Origin of the sequence: Klebsiella sp. S69, from assembly GCF_016516145.1 — a bacterium.
In the GTDB taxonomy this organism is placed as follows: Bacteria; Pseudomonadota; Gammaproteobacteria; order Enterobacterales; family Enterobacteriaceae; genus Klebsiella; species Klebsiella oxytoca.
On sequence record NZ_JACVUU010000031.1, the window covers coordinates 70,212 to 91,264 of the forward strand.

Below are 21,053 nucleotides of genomic sequence, written 5' to 3' on the forward strand. Positions count from 1 at the left end.
CTTTTTATGTAACCAGTTTACTGAAGATGTTCTTTCAGCCAGGTACACGCGCCTTCAATGTCATACGCTTTTTCCCCAAATCCTTTCGCAAGCAGAAACTCTGGTAAATATTCATCATATTTATCTAAGTACTTTTCTGGAACATTTACAGCAAGATCAAACGCTGAGGGCAGGCCTGACAGCAGCAGGCCTTTAAGGGCCTGTTGAACAGAAGTGATACTTGAGCCGTCAATTTCTATAACTCCAGCCAATGAATTAGCTTTAAAGCCACAACGTATGAGCAAGGCTGTAATCGTATTGACAACCTTATCTCCCATCCATGGGAGGATGTAACAGTATTGGCCGCTCGTAAGAAAATACTCATTTTGCAGGTTATAACTCTGGAAGTTACGACAGCCTTCCGCAAATAGGCTTCTGGCGGCAGAATCGGCATAATCTACTCTCTTGCTACCTATTGCTATGCGGTAATCACCTTCCCTATAGATAGCGAGCATTTCCTGACGAACGGCATCATGAACAGACATTCCCCCCCCACTAAATTGTGGTGGCTGACCGCCTTTGGTCGTCTCTACATAGATAACTTTTTTCTCTGTCTCGATCTCTGTCACTCTCCAGCGCCGTCCACCGAAGATGATGTGTTGATCTGGTAGCAGTGGGGAGTCCACAGGCACTGTTCCAAGGGTTCTGTTTCCGGTGACAATGCGGAACTCTTCTGGTGTGTTGAACACGGCATAGAACGTGTGATGGTTAGTCAGTTTCTCCCCCTCTGCCCCAACAACCATTTCTCCACTAGCGAGTTGAGTGAGCAGGCCACATGCCCCCATATGTTTAAGCAGGCTTTTGAAATCGCCTATATCCACATTACGAAACGGGCCTGTTTGACATAGCTGTGACCAGAGTTGATCGGCACGAACTCCGCCCCATTGCGCGGTAATTGCAAGAATCTGGTGTAGCAGCGTGGAGTAATGCATCTGCTGGGAATCGGCAGGCTCAAACCATTGTTTAGAGATCATCAATCTGATCATTGCCATCGACTGGACCAAATGCAGCCGTAGGTGGTCAACGATACTGCTAGTCACAGTGAGCTCATTTTCTGTAATTAGCATTCTTAGAACTGATGGGGAGTCGCGTCGCCCAGAACGTCCCATACGCTGACGCAGACTGGAAACAGTATGCGGAGGCGTAACTTGGATAACCGACTTAACCTTACCGATATCAATTCCCAACTCAAGCGTCATTGTACAAACAGCTGTTGTGGGCAAATTTCCTTTCTGAAGACGAGTTTCAAGCGCTTCCCGCAATTCCTTGGCAAGGGAACCATGGTGGGGAAAGAATTCATTGGGAACAATATGTTCCTCACACATGTCGCTCAGCGTGGCAGCAATGCTTTCAGTCCGCTTTCGACTGTTTGCAAAGACCAAATGAGAATCGCCACGGCAAAGTCTAAAAATGTCAGCGCAAACGTCATGTTCAGCTGAACTCTGAAGTTCTTCTTCTTTTTGGGGCACTCGCTCCAGATAACCTTTGACCTGTACCTGAAGAGTGGCCTCGCTCTTAATATCTGTAACAGTTACGCAGGGTAGTCGTTTGTCCGGGCGCAAAAGTTCGGGCACTTTCTCCAGTTCCCCCAGCGTGGCACTCAACGCAACGCGGGGAATTGGATTTACCTGGCGTCCTAGCACATGGTCAATTCTATTGAGCAGAGAAAGCAGCTGTACACCACGCTCTGAGCCAATAAAAGCATGAAACTCATCAATAACGATGTATGCGACTGACGAAAACGCCTGTTTGAGCCAGCCCATTGAATTTATGAGCAAAGACTCAAGTGACTCAGGTGTAATCAGTAAAATGCCAGCAGGGTTTGTCCGAGCCTTCTTCTTTTTGCTTAGTGGTACATCCCCGTGCCAAGGAGTCACTGGCATTTCCAATGCATCTCCAAGGCTCTCAAGACGACGGTACTGATCGTTAATCAATGCCTTCAACGGGCTGATATAGACGATGCTAAATCCATTAGTGAGATCTGCAACTGCCGAACAGGCAGGAAGAAAAAAAGCCTCTGTTTTACCCGCTGCTGTGCCTGCACTGATTAGCACGTCTCGATCACGGGCTAAAATTGCCGGGATAGAACTCTCCTGCAAGGGCCTTAATGTTGACCACCCCTGCTTGTAAATCCACTTACGGACGCGGGGATCGAGACTATCATAGGCACTGCTCATAATTTGAAGTTCGCCAGTCCGTCATCGTCATCGCTTTCCTCTATAATGGCGTCATCCATTTCGCTGGGCCTGTCCTCTTCAATCGCCACACCCTCGATTAGTGTTTGCCAGTTCATCGTTCTGTTTTGTTCCAGCACGGCCAGCATGTCCAGGAAACCTTTTATGGTATTACGGGGGGTACGGAAGTAAGCGTCTCCAATGGTTTTACTACAGTGATGCAGAAATCCAGTCAGTGCCTCATCTGGAACCAGATAATTCTCTGGATCTCCGCCTGCATAAACATGACGAAGATTTCTCAGTAAAATATACAGTTCCTCAGGGGTGAGGCTGGCAAGATGCAAAGTGGGAGACGAGTAGTCAATCACTCCTGCTTTTTGCGCGAACCGATTTTCCGCCAGACGTGATTGGAGCGCCTCATAGCTGTGAAGACCTTTGCGTGGATCGAAAAGGAGCTCTGGCGTCCCCCCGAGGATAAAACCAATATTCTCGGCTGAACCTTGCAGGCAGTCATTCAGGATCCGCAAAATCTGTTCGTAGTTCGCTGTTCTTGCTTGCGTATTATTCAGTTTAAAGAGGTTCACCATTTCGTCGAGGCTGACCAAAAGACCGGCATAGCCTGCCTGGCGGACAAAAAGGCTCATCAGTTTCAAAGAGTCATAGAATGAAGCGTCTGAGATAATAGTCCGAACGTCGAGATCGTTACGGGCATCAGTTTTAGTGGTGTACTCTCCCCGCAACCAGCGAATAGCATTGGATTTTAGTGTTTCGTTATCCTGCTCATGCCCGCGCCAGAATGAATCAATGACCTTAGCAAAGTCATATCCGCCGACCATATCTGATAGTGCTGCCAAGCGTTTATGAATAACTGATGAAACCTCGGAGCCGTCCTTGTCAGCTTCCTTCCTTGCCTCCGTAACGAATCTTTCAACAACGCTAAGTAACGCATTACCATCCGGCTTGTTTCTGGTGGACATGTTTTTCATAAGCTCAGAATAGAGATTACGCGCCTGACCTCCCGATGAGTGAATGCGTCTGTCAGGAGAAAGGTCTGCACTGATTGACACCAGCTTCTTCTCTAGCGCAATAGAGCGCACAACACTCAGAAAGAACGTTTTACCAGAACCATATTCACCGATGATAAGTCTGAAGCTTGCACCACCGTCAGCAATCCTCTCAATATCCTGGTGGAGAGCGGTGATCTCATTCACGCGGCCAACCTGGATATGCTGAATGCCTATCCTTGGCGTTACACCTGACTTAAGTGACTGAATAATAGCGTCGCGTTCTTTCACTCTTATACGTGTTACAGACATTCACTATCCCTCTAATTCTTTGGCAATTTCCAGGTCAACCCAGATATCATCATCGGCATCGTCCAGTACCGGAGCATCAACCACCGCATAGGACCAGTCATTAATCACCTCAAGCGCACCGCCGAGCATCAAATTCAAATTTCCGCACAATTCTATCGCCTCTTTCCGGGACCACTGTTCTTTCTCCAGCAAACTGCGATAAAGCTGGCTATGTGCGGAGTCTAGCCCCCCCGCCTCCGTTAATGAGGCTGGAGCGCTTTCTGGCTCTTCCGGTTCTTCTTCGGTGAAAATTGTGTTCAACAATTTACGAACATCATCCGTGGCAGATTCGTGGCGGGCAAGTACATTAGCATCCAGTGTGAACCCTACTGCTGGCTGATCAGTTGGTACAGGCGAGACGAGCTCATGTTCAGTTGCGGAATGCTGATGAATATTGCTCGAGACAGATGTGGGATCCAGCCCCAAACTTGAATAAATCTTCTCAAGCTGTTTGATTTCGGCAGACGCTACTGTCCCATCCGAACAGGCAACACTAACGATAACTTTACCCACAGCAGCTTTTTCCGCGGCCCCCATCAACTCAATCCTGCTTTTCAATCCTGTCATATTGGCTGGGGTATGAAGTTGCCACATTAAATACGCATGTAAAGAGCGTTTTTCATCATCAGTGAAGCCAGTATTGTTGTTGATGGCATTCTCAAGCACTTTCTGTTCAGCTTGATTAAGAGAATCGTCAATCAAGGCGACCATCGCCCCTAATCTGAGCGTCATTACTGCTGAGATAAATTCAGAAGAAGGTGAGAAGCGTCCACCTTCGGCGGCAGGGAATAGAACAAGTGTCCCATCAACATCCGCCTTCACATGGTGATAATACGGGTCAGGTGCCAGACCGTAACCCATCTTCAGAGCAAAGGCCTGCATCAAATCGGCCTCTTTTTTATTGATCTTATTGGGGCAACTGGCATTCATATGTGCCCAAAAGTCAGCAACTGAGACTAACCCCTCCTTGACGAGGACCGCCTCATCAGCCCAGCGTTTGAATGAGCTTAATATTTTTTCTGCGCTTTCATTAACGATCTCTGAAGGGAGCAACATAATTGCAGCCGTATCATTGACTGACGTACCTTTCCTACCAAGGTAGCGACTATAAGCATCAAGTTCATCCGTACATATGTCGGCAAGAGCCATAATTTTCTGGACAGGGCTCTTCAACGCACTTGGATCAGGCAGGTCGGGAACAGGGAGTCGAACACCTCGCAAACTAGGACTTGCTGGTGTGTAATCTAACCTTAGGCGCGTTTTATTCGCCTTAACGACCATCCCTTCACCATATTTGAGGGTGTAACGCCGTTTGAAAAGCGCAGCAAACTCTTTAGCACAGCGGCGACCCGGGGTACGCAGCGAATACTCGGTGTGGTTTATTACCCAGTTCAACGCCAGTTCAGTTGATACAGGAACTCCTTCATGTACAGTTTTTGCCAGAGCCAGCTTAAATTGCATGCTGTTGCTGAAACCTGAATTGCTATCGAGCTCAGTGGCTAAGCCCATGTTCGGGCGCAGAATAGACATGGCTTCGAGTAACTGGGCCGAATATCCACGGAATGAGCGATTCTCAATGAATACGGATCTTAACCGAGCGACTTCTTTGAACAGATTACGGAACTCAGCATCAGGGAATTTTGGGTCAGTGGAATCTATGAGCGCTTTTCTTTCCAGACCGTAGAGGTAGATAAAAACATAGCCGATAGGACACGATGGATCAGACCTTTCGCTGGCGAGCCAACTGACATACGCACCGCGTGCTTCTGGGGAAAGAGAGGAAAAACTGGGCCAGTATCCTAATGAACTGTCCTCGTAAAGATAAGAAGTAGGTTTTATCTTACATGTCTCATCAATTAATGATGCCTCATTTCCATCGTCATAATAGCCGCCTGATTCCTGACCGGAGGGCTTCATACGTTGCCCCAAGTAAATGTGGCCACCGCTAATTGCTACACCAGCTACAGTTATCATCTCACCCGGAAGTACCCATCGAGCTAGTGCACCTGCTGACTTTGAGGTGTTCCGGTAATGATTGGTTGTCACCCGAAGTTCAACACCCCGGCCACCGCTCAATGTAAAAGTTGCAAGGTTATCGTCTTCACTATCATCGTTTCGCACAACCGCCTCTTTTTTCTTGATGTCAGCGAGCCATTCTTTTGGCGGTGCTTTCACGGGGCTTGAAGCATAAGACTTTGGAGATTTACGTTTTTTCTTTCTAAAAAACAACAAGTAAATTACTAAAATCGCCGCCAGAAACTTCAATAACTCCATGATATATAACCTTAAAATAATTCTCCATTCACATTTGAAATGTGGTAGGGAATGCATGGCAAGTGGATTAATCTCAAAATAATACTTCTAAATCGCTAGGGTTAAAAGCAAATCGCAATTAAAATTAACCAATTGATTTAAATGACAAAAATCATTGAATGATTTACTTAACCAGAAGTGAATTTTTAAGGAGTAAAAAGCCTGCTGGGCCATTCGCCTAAGAATGATGTTGTACTAATGCTAGGTTAACATACGAGCAAATATACTGGGGATGCAGAACTGACGGCTGTATGATGACATTTACCTAGTCGTTGAGAATTTCGGTAACTATTGGAAAGCTGATCCTACCCACGCTGATTTTTATCAACTAATTAAGCTATGAGCTGAGTTGTGCCGAAGTTAAGATATCCTCATCACCTACGTTGATGAGCTGAAGAGCATCTCTGACGCCATTAATGCAGTTTATCCGGAGAGCGGATTAAGTTCTGTATCATTCACATGGTGCGTAATAGCCTGCGGCTCGTATCTTAGAAGGACTACAAAGCATTAACCCATGACCTGGGGTACCAGCGGCAGAGGCGGTTTTACACGACGAATACCATTGCCAGATTGGACAGTGTGATCCGGCATACCGTTAAAAAGTGCAAGGTACTCCCGACAGATTACTCATTAAAAAGTTGTATCGCTATCAACCCTGTCAGTATCGCTAAAAAGACGATGATGTTCAGGCCAGCTCGTATCGTCTTATTATCAGCTCTATGCTCTTCTGCACAGCCACATCTGAGAAAAGGCAGTCACATTGAATCACGTACGCGCTCTCAAGGTACCGGACTATCGATTTTGCGACACCCCGATACGTTTTTGTACTGCCTTCGCGAACGCCGCCTTCACTCTTTTGTCTTTGACTGACCATTCAGCCAACAACTTGCTCTGGCTTGCCTCCACCATTGCCGCGTCCCGTGAGTCGTTTTTATCCTGTGCGGAAGGCCATCCATGCTCCTCAATATAGGGCCTTAACGCTTTAATAATTGCGTTGATGGCATCGGTTTTAGTTTCCCAGCCCTCAGGTTGCGCTTCCAGGTGTTTTATCACTTCGTCTTTAACGCCATCAAAACGTGTCGCTTTGACCTTTCCGCCATAAGCAGAATTGAGTTTATGCCGTTCCTTGATTCTTTTACCTGCTGCGGATTCACTGCGTTTCAGACCGCGATCCAACAACGCGATAGCCTTCAGCATTAATTGCACCGCATGATCTGGATCAGATTCGAGAGCCGATGTTCCCTGCTCCCAGTATTGTTCAGCCTCAGACATATCGTTCCTGATCCCCTTTATCATCCATTCTGAAAGACTGAAAATTTTCAGATAACGCCGCCATTTTTTCTCTCCGTGCTCATCAGCAAGTCGCCGCGCTAAATCTTCATCCTTCGTTTGTCTCCCTGTTTGTAGCACGATAACAATTTCAGTATCTTTATTCAGCCATTGCCTGGCGATATGTTTCTGTCTGACCCCGAGATGAAAACGTAACGCTTTCCTCTTTTTGCGAAATACGATGAGTAACTCATCAGGGGTAAAATCCCTGTCTAAATCAGCCATGAAGTCCCTCTTTTCGAATGACAATTTCTATACTCCAGTAAATTTCCTTGCCTGACACCTGGAACGACTCATTCTTGCCCTTAGCCAGACGCTTCCGACACCATTTTCGAAAAAAAAACATTCTGTCACCAACAAAAAACGGGGAAAAAACCCTAAAAAAACCCCTATCTCGTTGTTATAAAATGCCTTTTTTGCTACAGCCACCAGGCGGGTGCCATTACCTGTTCCGGCACCATACAATTGCGTCCATATCGAAAGAACAGGGGGAATTAACAGATATGTCTGTACAAGGTATCAGGATACTGCGCATACGCGCCGTTGTTAACAAAACGGGCATCGCCCGCTCAACCATCTATGACTGGATCAACCCGAAGTCACCGCGTTACGACCCGACCTTCCCGAAACAGCGCAGGCTGGGGATGCAGTCCGTCGGCTGGCTTGAGTCAGAGCTAGATGCATGGCTGCTGGAACGCCAGCAGCCATCATAAGCGATGAGATAGTATTGGTAAAAATTAAAGGAGGATACGCAGATTATATAACAACGTCTCTGATTTAAATATGCGCTCGCTGCGACATATTTTTGCCAGTTGCAAGGAAACAGAATGCGATTATTTATTGGGTAAGATTATTACTTTAAATAAATTTTGACGCTTGGCTATTTTATTATATTCACAACTAACCCGTTACTGAAAACAGTAACCAAGGAGAATATTACATGCAGAATATACTGCCACACACTGTCATTCCGAAAATGCCGGAGCCTTATATTCCCGTACAAAACAGAACCCCGGAGGGTTACCCTGTCTGCGCGTTCCCGCCGGTGATGCGGGATGTCATTGATGCTCTTTATAACGAGACGGGTATCCCGGCGGAACTGATAGCGGGGGCCGTACTGGCAGCCTCTTCCCTCGCCTGTCAGGCTCATATTGAGGTGGTACCACCACACTCATCGGATCCGATGCACTGTGCACTGTATTTACTGACGTTGGCGGTCTCCGGTGAAGGTAAGACCAGTATCAGCAAAAAAGTGATGAAGCCTTTTTACCGGTTCGCTGAGCAAATGAAGCAGCAGCACGACGGTCTGATGAAGGCACACCTGCGTGCTGATAATATCTGGAAAATACACCAGAAAGCATTGACCAGTAATCTGTACACTGCCATCAAAAGCGGTTCTGAGGGGACGGAGGAAGAACGGCTGTTAGATGAACATGCAGAAACCCGGCAGCAGCCTCCGACCCGCCTGGCGATGCTTTATGACGACACCACCGCAAAGGCGCTCCTGGAAGGTTTGAGCCGGTATTCTGAAGCCGGGGTGCTCTCAGATGAGGCAATTACCTTTTTTAAAGGATATCTGAAAAACAACCTCGGTTTACTGAATAAAGCCTGGGACGGGGAGACCTATGAATACCACCGCCCGGGCGGTGAGGAGTACGATATCAACGCCTGCCTGACCCTGGCATTAATGGTTCAGCCCCCGGTCTTTGAAAATTACCGCCGTAACCACGGTGAACTCAGCAGGGGAAGTGGTTTTCTGTCGCGGTTTCTTTATATCAATACCATCAGCACGCTGGGACGTCGCCGCACAAATACGGACCATGCTCATTCTGATGAAGCATTAAATGTGTTCCACAGTAAAATTAACCAGTTACTTGATAAGCAAAAGGCGCGTTTTTATAGTCACGATACGCAGAAACAAACGCTCAGATTATCTGATGATGCGACCACTTACTGGGCAGATAAACAGTCAGAGCTCAGCCGTAAAACAGCCCCCGGACAGCAGATGGAGCATATCAGTGAAATTGCAGCCAAAGCGGGGGCGAATGCCCTCAGGGTTGCGGCCATTCTGACATATATGTATTCACCTGAGAGTTTATGTATTTCGCGGAGGGTCATCCAGGCCGCCTTCAAAATTGTGGAATGGCATCTTGAAGAAGCGGAAAGGCTGTTTTTCCCTTCTTCTGAACGGAATGCATTTATGGAGGACGTTTACGAGATGTTCAGGTGGCTTAAGGAGAAATTTCTCGATAATGAGGGATATCCACTCAGGAAAAATGAGGTAAACCGGAACGGCCCGAACCGGCTGCGTGACGCCAGTAAATCACAATCTGTTCTTGAGCAGTTAATCGCACTGGGTCTGATTTGTTTTATTCGTCCCGGCCGTCATTCTGCGGTGTATATTGCCATGCCCTCCCTGGAATGTCGCCACTCATGGTGTATTCCACCGGCATTCCTGGAGAACGGACATAATCCGATTATTGCATCGCCAGAGAATGTCACTGGCAGGTATGGTTTTGAATACTTTGACTTTAACAGGCTGGAATATTAATCGGGACACCTCACTACAGAGACCCGAATGGCCAGAGCGTAAACCGGTTAAATGTCTTGAAAAACAGCCACAGAGGCAAAAACCCCGCGCCAATCGCGACTGGTCGCAATCCGCGCGGGGTTTTCTCAGAATACAGTGCTAAAAAACAGATAATGACGACTGGTGGAAAGCTCTGTGGATATGAACCATTAACAGCCATCAAAACATGTAATTTCACACAATGTGTTTTGCTAGTGTATTTCTTACTCATTTGAGACAAATACATCAACATTTAATTAATGTTGATTAATAAATATATTTAATGACATATAAAAATAGCATCATTGTTATTAACAACAAAAGCAAAGACATTATCACATTAAATAAGAGTTTAATTATGGCCGTATGTAAAAGAAATAACTGCATGGCACAGATCGGCCATTCACCCGCCGAACGGATATTACGGCTATGCCCGGTACATTATCAGGGCAGACAGTTAAATGCAGCCAGACGAACGGAAAGAGCAGCATTAATATGCCAGTATCCCGCCTGTGGTATCAGTATAACTGAAACCCGCAATCAGTTTTATTGTTGTAAGGAACATCGGGATAAAGCCCGGAGGTTAATCGATGACGATGCTATTATAAGACTGGTTAAGCACTCTTACTGGCTCAATCTGGAAGCTATGCTAAAAAATAATTCCCTTGGACTGGGGAGTATCACCGGTCCGACGGATATTGCAGACCTCATTCGGTTATATCAGCGCAAAGCTGTCCACCAAAAAACGTATAATATGCTGAACGGGCACAGAGTTGCTGATACGACAAAAAGGTTAATCCCCTGGCTGGATCTTGAGCTATGCCACATTTACCCTAACTCTAAGGGCGGTGCAAATATCGCCAGAAACATTATCATCGCACCTGCTGCTATAAACCGGATGATGAAGGATTTTATCCCCTGCTGTCAGTCAGGAGTGCTGAGTGGCATAAAAGCAATGGAAACACCTCAACCGGTTAAATCGACCTTACTGAAAGCGTTAACGGATAAATACGGTTCAGATGCTGTACAGGAAGCATTGTACGGAGTTAAGCATCTTGCCTTTGCTGATTTAAGTCTGTCACGCAGGCTATTTGACACTGATATTTACGCATTCCCTCCACTAACCCGTCTGTTAAAAGAGGAAGCCTTACGCCTGAATTTGATGTCACTATGGGAAACGCTGGTTTGTACCGAAGTCAGCGTCTGGCTTAATGCCGGGCCTGCGAATGAATTATTTGCCGTTGCCGCGTTTCATGCGTTGCTGAACGGCGACGCCGACCACCTGCTGGAGCAATGTTATCGTTTAGTCGATGAAATCAGGGTGAAGCACAAGCGGGGGTCTCAACAAATCTACGACGAATTTCAGCATATACTCAGCCAGTACATGGCAAAATATTTTCACATTGACACCAGCGACCACAGAGCCTGTAATCTCTTCTATAACCGCTTTTTTAGTGTTCCTCCTGTCACAGAGGACGGTGTCTGCGCCATACTGCCTCAGTGATGCATTTCCTCAGCCTGTGTTCAATAAAATCTCAGATATATATCACCCTTCCGAAGTGAAACCGGACCATCGATAAACTCGGGCGAGGTTTACGGTAAATATATTTACTGAACCACGATCAATTTTGTCGATCGGTTCGATCGAATTTCATCGTTATCCCCTTCTTTTTTGCAGCTATAAAATCCCAACGGGATGCTTATGACTGTCTGTCTTCTACTAAAAAACATGCAGATACCCTTTCCGGGTAGCGTTTTACGAAAACCAGAGGTGCACAAAAATGAACAGAAAAATGATTCACCCTTTACTACTGACCTGTGCGCTGGTACCGGCAGTGGCAATGGCCTTCGGTAATCAAACCACCTGGACCCGGGGCTGGGGCCAGGGAGTATCAGAGTTTGTTATCAATGGGGAAAGTCAATCGCAACTGTCTCTGACCTGTGAGGATTACGGCTCGCAACCGGCCACGGTCATATTCACTGACGCCTGCGGGCATCAGGTCAGTATGGATGAAGATAAAAACCTTCAGGTCAGTATCGACGGTGGAGCCCCCATCGACATCAGCGAATCTGGCAGTCGAGTGGGCGGTAATAACCTGGCGCTGGCCTGGGCTCAGCTACGTAATGGCAAACAGGTCTCAGTAACCGGAGACGGTGTTAAGGATGCCACATTCACGCTGGCTGGGGCAGCAAAGGTATTGCCAGTATTCGGGACCCACGGCTGCGTGGGTAAAGATGCACTCTAGCCTGCATCTGAATTTAATACCTGTTGATTACGTTATTTTTAAAAGGAACAGTTTATGAAATTTAAACACATGCTGGTGCCCGCACTGTTTGCACTGTCAGCCCTGGCGCTGGCAGAGCCAACGCCATCCATCAAAGTGGAGACCAGTAATCAGGTTCACCCTGCCGGAACACGCTACGTCACGGTCGTGGTCACTGCACTGGATAACACCGTGAAAGTCGAAAATATTGACGTGAACCGGGGAAACTGTCGCATTGCCAACCAGAAATATCTGTACTCCAGCAATAAAGAAACTATTTTGCCTGCTACCCTGCGTTACGGGCAGTCCGTCAGCGTGAGTTTTTATAATAACTGCGTGGCTTCAGAAGTCGTCGTCACTACTGATAAGGGGGGATGGCGTTACACTTACCACTGAGTCCCCCGCCCCTGATTAACGTTTCCCAACCTAAAAAATGCCACATGACCAACGGGCTGCCGCTGCGCAGTCCAGAGTAAATCCTATGACCTTTCTGAAAATGCTGGTGACCGCCCTGAGCCAGGCGCTGACCTGGTGCGGCGGACATCATGCCCGGCAGTATATTGAAATCCGCTTTCGTCAGGCCGGTTACGATGACGACTGCATTGATACAGCCCGGGAAGCGGTCACGTTGCTGGTCACTGCACTTATCACCGCCCTGATGGCGCAGATACTGAAGATTCTGGATACGCTGTAACCCCGCCCTATCCGTTCATTGAGAACAACACATCCAGCCCCTGCCTCCTCACGGTGCAGGGGCTTTTGCTTTTATGCCATCAGAGTAATCAGATGAGGAATCAACTATGCGATTAGCCAGCCGTTTTGGCCGGGTGAACCAGATTCGCCGCGACCGCCCCTTAACCCACGAAGAACTGATGCAGCATGTCCCCAGCGTCTTCGGGGAAGACAAGCACGACTCCAGAAGCGAAAAGTACACCTACATACCCACGATCACCCTGCTGGAGAACCTTAAACGCGAAGGGTTCAAGCCATTCTTTGCCTGCCAGTCACGAGTGCGCGACCAGAGCCGACGGGAACATACAAAGCATATGCTCCGGCTGCGTCGTGCCGGTCAGATAAACGGCCAGCAGGTGCCGGAAATCATCATTCTGAATTCTCACGATGGCGCATCGAGTTTTCAGTTGCTGCCGGGGATATTCAGAAGTGTCTGCACCAATTCGCTCGTTTGCGGACAATCGTTTGGCGAGATCCGCGTGCCACACCGGGGGGATGTTGTCGGGAAGGTGATTGAAGGGGCTTATGAGGTTCTCAGCGTCTTTGACCGGGTGGAAGAAAAACGTGACGCCATGCAGTCCCTGCAACTCCCGTCACCCGCACAGCATGCACTGGCTAAAGCGGCGCTGACATACCGTTTTGGGGAAGAGTATCAGCCTGTGACTGAATCGCAAATTCTTGCACCCCGCCGCTGGCAGGACGAGAGAGATGACCTGTGGACCACCTACCAGCGCATTCAGGAAAACCTGCTGAAAGGCGGACTAAGTGGCCGTACCGCTCAGGGTAAACACACCCATACACGCGCAGTAAACGGGATTGATGGCGACGTTAAATTAAACCGCGCGCTCTGGGTGATGGCGGAGAACATGCTGAACCTGTTGGACCGGTAATCACCCGCGCCCCGCCACAGAAATCAATCCCCGGCCCAAGACCTTCATTCGACATCTCCATGCATAAGGAAAATTAACATGACCGACATAATTAATATTAATGATAACAATCAGCGACCTCTGCAGGCTGGCGATGACGGTTCTGCACCGGCACTGACAGCCATGTCCGTAGCGGACGAACAGCGTGTGGGATTCTGGCCGCAGCACTTTGGCAACATCCCGCAGTGGATAACCCTTGAACCGCAGGTCTTTGCGTGGATGGACCGGTTCTGCGCTGACTACAGCGGCGGTATCTGGAGTTTTTATTCTCTCAGCAACGGCGGAGCCTTCATGGCTCCGGAAACGGACAGCGATGCCTTCTGGTCGCTGTTTAACTCCATGAATGGCAATGCCGCAGACATGAGCGCCGAAGCTGCAGGGATTGCGGTCTGTCTTATCGCTTACAGTCATCACGCATGCCGCACAGAATGCGATGCCATGACGGAACATTACTGGCGTCTGCGTGACTATGCGCTCAATCACCCGGAATGCAACGCCATCATGTGCATTACCGACTGAGCGTCCCGCTATGCCGTATGAACTGTCTCATCTTAATGCCCTGAGGGATGCGCCGGGGAAAACAACGGTCAGGGATGAGGACGGAGAGGTTGTGACCGACGAACCCTTCCTGCATTTCCCGGCAGGTACCCCTCTCTTCCATATCTGGGCATGGTTCGAATCCCTGCACAACGAGTTCGTCGTTGCCGTGAAACTGTACAACACATCCGTCCCGGATACGTCAACAGACAGGAAAAGCAAATGAATACCACCACGTGTCCCCCTGACCGCGGGGGAATATCTCCCGTCGCACAGCGCACTATCAGACGCGCACTGACCCTGCTGGAACGCCAGTTACGCGAACCCGGCGAGGCATTCACCTCCAGTCAGGCGGTCCGCGACTGGCTCCGTCTGCAGCTCACCACGCTGGAGCGTGAAGTCTTCATGGCACTCTTCCTCGATAACCAGCATCGTCTTATTGCCCATGAAACGCTCTTCACCGGCACCATCAACCATACGCAGGTACATCCCCGTGAAGTGATAAAGGCCGCACTGAAATACAACGCGGCTGCCATCGTGCTTTCACATAATCATCCGTCAGGTTATGCGGAACCTGGCCATGCCGACCGGCTGCTCACTGACCATCTGAAACAGGCACTTAAACTCGTGGATATCTGCCTGCTGGACCACCTGGTCGTGGGAGGCATGGACATCGTCTCGTTTGCCGAGCGTGGCTGGCTTTAGGGAGAGAATAATGATGAGAATCATCAGTAAACGTCAGGCAATGGCGATATACCGCCAGCATTCTGAGTCCCGGCTGTTTCGCTTCTGTACCGGGAAATATAAGTGGTTCGGAAGTATCTGCCATTACTACGGCAGGGAAGTGCAGGATATCCGGGGGGTATTGGCCGTGTTTGCTGAACGCCGACAGGACCGCAACGGTCCGTATGTGATTCTGCGCAGCGTTACCCTGAATTAACTCACCGTTAAGGAGTACTTACATGCAGAAAGCAACCTGCGTAATCAACCATAACATCGCGGAACACTGGTGGGGCCTCAGACGCAACGTCACGCCATGTTTTGGTGCCCGGCTGGTACAGGAGGGTAACCGCCTGCATTACCTTGCTGACCGCGCCAGCATCACTGGGACATTTAATGACGCAGATTTACGCCATCTGGACCAGGCATTTCCGTTACTGATGAAGCAGATGGAGCTCATGCTGACCAGCAGCGAACTCACGCCCCACATTCAGCGCTGCATCACGCTCCACGCAAAAGGGCTGATATGTGAGGCCGATACGCTCGGCTCCTGTGGCTATTTGTACATCGTAATTTATCCGACATCTGCAACAACTGCATAAACCTCGGACGCTTTCTCTTATTTATCCCCCCAATAAAGAGCTCAAACCATGCAAACACACTCTCTGCCCCTTCAACGGGCGGCATTGTCATGTCTGTCGCCAGTCGAAATCTGGCAAGAATTACTGAAGTATCTGCTGGAGCAACATTACGGACTCACGCTTAACGACACACCGTTTGGCAACGACAGAGTGATCCAGAAGCACATTGATGCGGGCATCTCACTGTGTGACGCGGTGAGTTTTATCGTGGAAAAGTACGACCTAGTACGTACTGACCGTCACGGTTTCAGCGTGAAAGAACAGTCTCCGTTCATCGGCAGCATCGATATGCTCCGCGCCCGGAAGGGTACCGGGCTGATGACCCGTAAGGGAAATAAAACCGTTACTGACATCACAGGTGGCAGATTCAGCGGAGGGAAATAATGACGTTAGCCCTGATCGTTGACGCCAACACCGTCAGCGATCAGCCCCTCAGGTACCAGTACAAAGACTGGCGCTTTTATCAGATCTCCATCAACTGATACAGATGTTCGCTCAGACAGCGCGTATGGCGGTAACACCTTAACGGAGATATCCGTCTGAGGTAGAAGAGGGTGTGGCAGGACGCCGCCAGAACATCAGGGGCCGTATCGTCTGTCAGGATGGGGCTTAATTCCGGGGCGTTCAGTAAAATGAAACATTTCTCCGGTAGCATGCCGTCGGCATTTCCTTTCGGAAAATAACCGCCCAGATACAGTAACACGGTCAGCAGGCGAAACTGTCGGGTGAGTACCGTTTCAGTGTCCCGGTAATGTGCGGCTATCCACAGGCATTCCCGCAGCATAAACCGTCGGGTCCGTCGGGTGAGGTCACCGCCTTTATCATACCAGTGTTCGACGATATCCCTTGCGGAGCTAATGGAGTCATCACCCGTTGTCGCAGTTTGCCACGACCGCGCCAGAAGCGTTGCGATATCCATGGATTAACGCCGCACCTGCGAAACGGCTGCGGGAGTATTGCGGACACCAGGCAGATAAATATTGCGGACCAGCTTCAGGAGGAAAAAGACATCGCTCAGGTTGCTCACGCCGGGTACCAGATGGCGAAAGGCTATCCGCGCACGAAAACGCGCCCGGACCGCCAGCCGGTCATTCACCCTGCGCCGGTACAGGCCCAGAAAATGGCGGCTTTCCACCAGCGCATGCCTGACCAGCGCTCGTCTGACAGATCGGTACTGCGTCTGTGTACTGAGTGTCAGAATATCTGCAATCACGTCGCAATAGCTGAACGCGCGGATATCATAATAATCCGGGCGGTGGGTAATTGACGCTGGGTTATTCACCCACAGGTAATCCTGTCTGTCAGAGAAATAAAATCGGCCATCTGCGGCGGCAAGCTGTATCGTCCAGAGAATGTCCTTGTGGCTTTTCCCTTCCTGGAATCGCAGGTCATGCTCGCGAATATACGCTGAACGGATTATCTGCAGCCACAGATAATGCGGCCATTCCCTCTGACTGACGCAATGGCGTATCCACTGCTGACCCGTCAGCGTCTGACCGTAAGGCTGTCTGCAGTGAACGGTATGCCGCAGATGTCCGGCGCTGTCTGTATGCCGGGCATTGAAAAGGACGACATCGGCCTGCGCTTCGCGGGCTGTGCGCAGCCGCTCCTGCAGAAAATCTGCCGCAACCCGGTCATCCGCATCCAGGAACACCACCCATTCACCACGGTGAATCGCCAGTGCAGCATTACGGGCAGCATACACGCCCTGATTTTCCTGACGAATGAGAATAAGCCGTTCATCTGTAATGGCGCTGAGTAGCGTCCATGTTTTGTCGGTTGAGCCATCATCCACAACAATGATTTCAGGACTCAGCGTTGTTTCGCCAAGCAGTGTCTGGACCAGAACCCCGATACTGTCAGCCGCATTGCAGGTAGGAATGATGACGCTGATATCGATGTTGATTTTCATTGAGCAAAGGAAATGTAAGCAGAGGGAAACTTCAGAGCTGTCACCCCATCAGGGGCAATAACCTGCCGGGTAAGAAACATTATCAGGAAGAGCGTTCAGGTGATTTTTGTACAGGTGTGGATACCACTCGTTTTTCTCTGATTTCCTGGTTAACCACCATCAGACAGCCATCGCAGAATTCTTTATCCAGCCCGAAAATCCGGTCCAGAACGCCTCTTTTCTTGTTACATCTGGCACATCTTTTCATTCCATCACCTGCTGTCGCATTCCGGTGCCGTGCCCGCAGGACAAAAGAAAGCCGCCCACCAGAAGATAGGAAATAAATTAATAAACAATACGTTAAATGAGTTTTTAGGAATTTAACACAGGCGCTACCGGGCCGGATAATTCATTTTGCAGATCAATTTTTATCAATCGATCGGTTTAATCGATCATCTTTTTCATTCTGCTTTACACGCCATCCGTGTTCCTGCTCTCTTTATCGGTACGACCAGTTTGTTGAACTGGAAAGAATGCACTACCTGTCGGATAGTCAAACCATTCCCGATAACCGACATTATGTGGAATAGAAAATCTACAAAAATTATTAACGCTTTGAATGGCTGCTATGAGCGAGAAGCGGAAGTTGGCAACGCCAACAGCTACATGACTAACATTGAGGAATTTTAATCATCGGGGAGTAGGTCAAATGGACCAACTCCCCATCTGCTAAGACTAACCGCAGTAACAACTTACGCTTTTGACCAGACCTATCGGTTATTTATGACCGATTTCGACCTAAAGTCGCATGTGGATAATTTAAAGACTCATTGTGATTTGACCTGACAGTAGCTGTCAAATGAGTTTGAGCTACCACAGTTTATTGTGCTATTTAAGAGTAGCTATCGATGTCGAAAAGTGGTCACTCTTTCTGGATGCCTGCAATTTTCGATTAGGGCCGCGAGAAAATTATCCTCATGTTCATCAGGAAAGAGCACATGCGACGATAAACGTTCAGACTCCGGCAGTTCGAAATCGATTCGAATCGCTCCAACAAGATATAAGCCCGCAAGATTAAGTGCGTAAGGACCTGATCGGCAGATTACACATGATTGCCTCTCCGGTCTAAGTGGCTGTAAACCATAAAGAACTCGATCGTGTGCATACACCGCCATTTCATTTTGTTTATGCTTAAACAAGTACAGGATGGACTTCGAACCGTTACTTCCGACGAACTGGTAATGATCATTGCCAGCATTGGGAACAAAACGATGACTCGCAAAAAACATTGCCACTCGCAAATCACTGCTTAAATCCAAATACGGCGAAAACAGTCCATAGTGCTGCAGTAGAGTATTAAGTAGGTCAGCCAGATTGTAATTGTAGCCCATACTCAAATCCAATCGAACGCGGCCAAAGAGACTCACTAAAGGATCATCTGAATCCTCCATATCTTGTGCTGAATATATCCACTCACCTCGTTTTATGAGTTCGTTTATTCGCCGATCCACTTCCTCGATGTCGAATTGTGAATAGATAATCTTCGACCACTCAAACAAGTTAATACCATTGAAATGGTGAAATGATCGCGGATGATTCTGGAGGAGATTTCGCCAAATAGAAGGAATAAAAGAAGTCTCGCCAAGCCCTTCGATAAGAAAGTATGGATTTCTTATTGGGCGAGTAATCTCGTAATGCATAATCTGCCCACGGAACAATAGTTTTTGCCCTAGAGCCTCTTGGATTTTGTTAACCTGCCTCGTTAATTCGTCGTATGATTTTGCTGTGTTTAAAAAAATATCTTTACAGAAGATCTTACCGGACTTTGCTATCTGATACCACTCGGTAAAATTATTTTTGTGAATTCGTGTGGCAAGATCCGAACTGGCTAGAGGTCCGCCATAGTAACGATCTATAATTATGTCACCACCCATATTCACATATCCTGACGAGATTAGCGCTTCGGCTTCTGCAGTTTGGATGCCAAGGTCAGAATAAATCTGTCGAGTCTTCTCTAAATTTGGGGGGTAAAAATTATTTGGCCAATCGAAGTCATTACTGTAGTAATTCCAATAGTTATCATAATTCGCCATGAGTTTCTTATTTTCCAATAGTTGACTAATACTAACGCCAATACATAAAAGCTTTTTCTTCTAAATTAAATTTTAGCGAAAGCTTTCGAATAAGCTTTATTATCACCAATATAGATACTTGTCAAATAAAACTGGTCGCCAAGTTAGATTTTTCCATGTGACAGTTTTCCGATTCGTTTGGTGGTCAGTTGACTCAACGTTATATTCATACAGCCATAGAATGCTGTAATACTTAACGATAAGTGAACCGCCACGGATAATTTAGACATTTCCTTGCCAGCTCAATCACGCTAGTAAGGTTCCCCCCATGTAGCCAATTTGTCAGAGGTCGGGTCAATACCTTTCTGAACATATAAATCTGAACCGATATCTTCTAGTAACTTGTTCCTCAAGGAAACATCAATCCGGCCAAGTAAGGATATATTGTCAATATGTTCTGAACCACACTTGCAGTCTTCCTCATGAATAACACGTTCCCAACAGCCGTTACTATCGATTCGATAGTGCATCCCACAGAAGCGACCAATACTCATGATACGCAACCCTGGATGATCGATACCATATTCAAATACACATACAATATTTTCAGGCATTTTTACTATTCCAACGCCCTTCCCATATCTAGTGTCCATACCATGGTAAACAAGTCCATCAAGTTCAATTGATATCTCATTATACTTTTCTAATAGCTTGTTGATTTCAGGAAGAACAAAACAAGGGTCACTTACACCATGATACAGGGCGCTTCCACATAGAATCTGAACTATTTGTGAAGAGATAGTGGCCAAACCGTCCGGAGGCGGAAGGTCCCTAGTCCAAAAGGGTCTATACATTGCACTTCTAGAAGGCATGCGCTTTTGAAGGTGACAGGAATACTCAGGTAACTCCAATGACCTCTTGAACGCCTCAAGACCTTCATCCGAAAGGTGTCGCATCTTCACCCATGGCATTGCCAAAAGTTCGCGATAAACAGGATCCTCACATGGTTCTGGAAATAGCCAGCCAACACTATATCCCTCCGCATATTTACGTAGAACCTCTGCTGGAGCGCTGATATGACAAATAATACAGTCTCCATCTAACCCTTCACGAATTAAAGGCCCCACCATGTACGCATCCTGTCGCACATATCTTGGAGCGCCATGATCTGTCGCAATTTCGGATAGATGAACAGCCTGAAGATTGTATTGTCGTAGTAACTTCTGGCTTATTAAATAAATGTGGCCAATATCTTCGGATGGAGCGAAACAAGCATTTAGAGTACGCAACCAAACTGGATCTTCAAAGCAATCCTCTACCAAATTGACCACATACTTAGAATCAAATTTATTACATGCAAACCAAGCAGCAACACGCGGATCGCCACTAACATCAAGGAAAAAGGAACGAAACCCATAATGCTGAAGGATTGCTTGGTGATGTAGCCCCCTGAAACACCAGACAGTAGCTGTATCTCCAGATAAGAGA

20 protein-coding genes are annotated in these 21,053 nt (G+C 47.9%); 12 read left to right on the top strand and 8 right to left on the bottom strand.

The features are described from left to right. Positions 1–17 precede the first annotated feature (17 nt). From IAE27_RS25630 to IAE27_RS25645, 4 genes are all read right to left on the bottom strand, one after another. Entirely contained in the window at positions 18–2,216 is a 2,199-nt protein-coding gene (locus IAE27_RS25630; RefSeq protein ID WP_200093041.1) for a DEAD/DEAH box helicase, read from the bottom strand. Next, positions 2,213–3,529: an ATP-binding protein gene (locus IAE27_RS25635; RefSeq protein ID WP_200093042.1), complete on the bottom strand. Its 1,317-nt coding sequence runs from the start codon at positions 3,527–3,529 to the stop codon at positions 2,213–2,215. Before IAE27_RS25635 ends, IAE27_RS25630 begins: the two co-directional genes overlap by 4 nt. Positions 3,530–3,532: 3 nt before the next feature. After that, positions 3,533–5,842, bottom strand: a complete 2,310-nt coding sequence (locus IAE27_RS25640; protein ID WP_200093043.1) for a TerB N-terminal domain-containing protein — start codon at positions 5,840–5,842, stop codon at positions 3,533–3,535. An 831-nt stretch (positions 5,843–6,673) separates the two neighbouring features. Further along, positions 6,674–7,435, bottom strand: a complete 762-nt coding sequence (locus tag IAE27_RS25645) for a hypothetical protein (protein WP_004114617.1) — start codon at positions 7,433–7,435, stop codon at positions 6,674–6,676. A gap of 278 nt (positions 7,436–7,713) precedes the next feature. Here IAE27_RS25645 and IAE27_RS25650 point away from each other — a divergent pair, with 278 nt between their 5' ends. From IAE27_RS25650 to IAE27_RS25705, 12 genes are all read left to right on the top strand, one after another. After that, the gene (locus tag IAE27_RS25650) at positions 7,714–7,923 is read left to right on the top strand and encodes a helix-turn-helix transcriptional regulator (protein WP_032755279.1); all 210 of its coding nucleotides are present in this window, start codon (positions 7,714–7,716) and stop codon (positions 7,921–7,923) included. 227 nt (positions 7,924–8,150) lie between these two features. Beyond that, complete coding sequence (locus tag IAE27_RS25655) at positions 8,151–9,761, top strand: YfjI family protein (protein WP_200093044.1); 1,611 nt, start codon at positions 8,151–8,153, stop codon at positions 9,759–9,761. A gap of 301 nt (positions 9,762–10,062) precedes the next feature. Next, positions 10,063–11,283, top strand: coding sequence for a hypothetical protein (locus IAE27_RS25660; protein ID WP_227685301.1), 1,221 nt, complete (start codon positions 10,063–10,065; stop codon positions 11,281–11,283). A gap of 277 nt (positions 11,284–11,560) precedes the next feature. Further along, positions 11,561–12,025: a hypothetical protein gene (locus tag IAE27_RS25665; protein ID WP_200093045.1), complete on the top strand. Its 465-nt coding sequence runs from the start codon at positions 11,561–11,563 to the stop codon at positions 12,023–12,025. 54 nt (positions 12,026–12,079) lie between these two features. After that, positions 12,080–12,439: a hypothetical protein gene (locus IAE27_RS25670; protein WP_004136901.1), complete on the top strand. Its 360-nt coding sequence runs from the start codon at positions 12,080–12,082 to the stop codon at positions 12,437–12,439. An 85-nt stretch (positions 12,440–12,524) separates the two neighbouring features. Then, positions 12,525–12,737, top strand: a complete 213-nt coding sequence (locus IAE27_RS25675; RefSeq protein WP_032755286.1) for a hypothetical protein — start codon at positions 12,525–12,527, stop codon at positions 12,735–12,737. A gap of 106 nt (positions 12,738–12,843) precedes the next feature. Then, positions 12,844–13,665 (top strand): DUF932 domain-containing protein, encoded by an 822-nt coding sequence (locus IAE27_RS25680; RefSeq protein ID WP_200093046.1) that lies wholly within the window; start codon positions 12,844–12,846, stop codon positions 13,663–13,665. A gap of 78 nt (positions 13,666–13,743) precedes the next feature. Continuing rightward, positions 13,744–14,223: an antirestriction protein gene (locus IAE27_RS25685; RefSeq protein ID WP_200093047.1), complete on the top strand. Its 480-nt coding sequence runs from the start codon at positions 13,744–13,746 to the stop codon at positions 14,221–14,223. Between the two features lie 240 nt (positions 14,224–14,463). Further along, positions 14,464–14,946 carry a RadC family protein gene (gene radC, locus IAE27_RS25690; RefSeq protein ID WP_188245866.1) on the top strand — a complete coding sequence of 161 codons (483 nt, stop codon included), beginning with the start codon at positions 14,464–14,466 and terminating at the stop codon, positions 14,944–14,946. A gap of 13 nt (positions 14,947–14,959) precedes the next feature. Continuing rightward, positions 14,960–15,181 carry a DUF987 domain-containing protein gene (locus tag IAE27_RS25695; protein ID WP_200093063.1) on the top strand — a complete coding sequence of 74 codons (222 nt, stop codon included), beginning with the start codon at positions 14,960–14,962 and terminating at the stop codon, positions 15,179–15,181. A gap of 22 nt (positions 15,182–15,203) precedes the next feature. Next, a complete protein-coding gene (locus tag IAE27_RS25700; RefSeq protein ID WP_200093048.1) occupies positions 15,204–15,563 on the top strand; it encodes a type IV toxin-antitoxin system YeeU family antitoxin in 360 nt (119 codons plus the stop codon). A gap of 48 nt (positions 15,564–15,611) precedes the next feature. Continuing rightward, positions 15,612–15,986: a TA system toxin CbtA family protein gene (locus IAE27_RS25705; protein WP_200093049.1), complete on the top strand. Its 375-nt coding sequence runs from the start codon at positions 15,612–15,614 to the stop codon at positions 15,984–15,986. 79 nt (positions 15,987–16,065) lie between these two features. Here IAE27_RS25705 and IAE27_RS25710 read toward each other — a convergent pair whose 3' ends face one another. The 4 genes from IAE27_RS25710 to IAE27_RS25725 form a co-directional block, all read right to left on the bottom strand. Continuing rightward, a complete protein-coding gene (locus IAE27_RS25710) occupies positions 16,066–16,521 on the bottom strand; it encodes a hypothetical protein (protein WP_224255597.1) in 456 nt (151 codons plus the stop codon). A 3-nt stretch (positions 16,522–16,524) separates the two neighbouring features. Then, complete coding sequence (locus IAE27_RS25715; protein WP_200093051.1) at positions 16,525–17,514, bottom strand: glycosyltransferase; 990 nt, start codon at positions 17,512–17,514, stop codon at positions 16,525–16,527. Positions 17,515–18,395: 881 nt separating this feature from the next. Continuing rightward, positions 18,396–19,586 (bottom strand): FRG domain-containing protein, encoded by a 1,191-nt coding sequence (locus tag IAE27_RS25720; protein WP_200093053.1) that lies wholly within the window; start codon positions 19,584–19,586, stop codon positions 18,396–18,398. A gap of 290 nt (positions 19,587–19,876) precedes the next feature. Further along, the coding region (locus IAE27_RS25725; RefSeq protein ID WP_200093055.1) for an FRG domain-containing protein at positions 19,877–21,053 on the bottom strand (1,177 nt) is incomplete at its 5' end.